This window comes from Streptomyces sp. NRRL S-118 (assembly GCF_000716335.1).
Taxonomy (GTDB): domain Bacteria; phylum Actinomycetota; class Actinomycetes; order Streptomycetales; family Streptomycetaceae; genus Streptomyces.
In genome coordinates, this window is record NZ_KL591043.1 from 37,847 (window position 1) to 39,793 (window position 1,947).

At 75.2% G+C, this 1,947-nt stretch carries 1 protein-coding gene; it reads left to right on the forward strand.

The features are described 5' to 3' along the window. A partial coding sequence (locus IH00_RS0135795) for a type I polyketide synthase (RefSeq protein WP_031080627.1) occupies positions 1-1,947 on the forward strand: 1,947 nt, incomplete at both ends.

The window sequence follows — 1,947 nt, forward strand, 5'->3', positions numbered from 1 at the left end:
GTCAACCAGGACGGCGCCAGCAACGGCCTCACCGCCCCCAACGGGCCCTCGCAGCAGCGGGTGATCCGCGCCGCCCTGGCCAACGCCGGCCTGACGGCGGCCGAGGTGGACGCGGTGGAGGCCCACGGCACGGGCACCACCCTCGGCGACCCGATCGAGGCGCAGGCGCTCCTGGCCACCTACGGCCAGGACCGGCCCGCCGACCGGCCGTTGCGGCTGGGGTCCGTCAAGTCCAACATCGGGCACGCACAGGCCGCCGCGGGCGTGGCCGGCGTCATGAAGATGGTGCAGGCCATGCGGCACGGGGTGCTGCCGCGGACCCTCCACGTGGACCGGCCGTCCCCGCACGTGGACTGGAGCGCGGGCGCGGTGGAACTGCTCACCGACGCGGTGGAGTGGGACGCGGAGGGCCGCCCGCGCCGCGCGGGGATCTCCTCCTTCGGCATCAGCGGCACCAACGCCCACATCATCGTCGAGGAGGCCCGGTCCGACGGCGCCGACGCCGGGGCGACCGGCGGCACCGCGCCGGCGCCGGGCACGGTTCCCGATGTCGTCCCCGTTGTCACCCCCGGCGTCACCCCCGGCGTCGTCCCCTGGCCGGTGTCCGGCCGGTCCGAGGCCGCCCTGCGCGCCCAGGCCGAGCGGCTCTCCGCCTGCGTGGAAGCCCGCACCGACCTCGCCGCCGCGGACGTCGGCCACTCCCTGGCCGCGACACGCGCCGCGTTCGAGCACCGTGCCGTCGTCCTGGCGTCGGACCGCGCGAGCGCCCTGGCCGGCCTGGCCGCCCTGGCCGACGGCCTGCCCGCCGCCGGCACGGTCACCGGCACGGCACCCGAGGAACCCGGCCGGGTCGCGTTCGTCTTCCCGGGACAGGGCTCGCAGTGGCGCGGGATGGCCGCGGAACTCCTGGAGTCCTCCACCGTGTTCGCCGAACGGCTCGCGGAGTGCGACGCCGCTCTGAGGCCCCACGTGGGCTGGTCGGTCACCGACGTGATCCGGGGCGAGGAGCGAGGCGAGACGCGGGGCGAGGAGCAGGGCGGGGGCCCGGACGACGAGCACGTCCCGTCCCTGGACGACGTGGTCGCGGTGCAGTCCGCGCTCTGGGCCGTCATGGTCTCCCTCGCCGCGCTCTGGCAGTCCGTGGGCGTCCGGCCCGCCGCCGTCATCGGCCACAGCCAGGGCGAGATCGCCGCCGCCACCGTCTCCGGCGCCCTCTCCCTCGAGGACGCGGCGAAGGTCGTGTCGCTGCGGGCCGAGGCCATCGCCGGGGGCCTGTCCGGGCGCGGCGGCATGGTGTCCGTACCGCTCCCCGCCGACCAGGTCCGTGAGCGCTGCTCCCCCTGGGGCGGCCGGATCTCCGTCGCCTCCGTCAACGGCCCGTCCTCCACGGTCGTCTCCGGCGAGCCGGATGCCCTGCGCGAACTGCTCGCGGCCTGCCAGGCCGACAGCGTGCGTGCCAAGCAGATCCCCGTCGACTACGCCTCCCACTCCGCCCAGGTGGAGACCATCCGCGAACAGGTCACCGGTGCGCTGGCGGACATCCGGCCGCGCAGCAGCGAGATCCCGTTCTACTCGACGGTCACGGGCGGACTGTTCGACACCGCCGGTGCCGACGCCGAGTACTGGTACACCAACCTGCGCCAGGAGGTGCGCTTCGACGAGACCGTCAGGGCCCTGCTCGCGGACGGGTTCGGCTTCTTCGTCGAAACCAGCGCCCACCCCGTACTGACCATGGGCCTCCAGGAGACCTTCGAGGACGCCGATACCGGCCACGCCGTCGCCCTGGGGACCCTGCGCCGCGACGAGGGCGGCCCGGAGCGGTTCCTCACCTCGCTCGCCGAGGGGTATGTCCACGGCCTCGCCGTCGACTGGGACCAGGTCTACGCCGGCACGGGAGCCCGGCGGGTCGACCTGCCGACGTATGCCTTCCAGCGGGAGCGGTTCTGG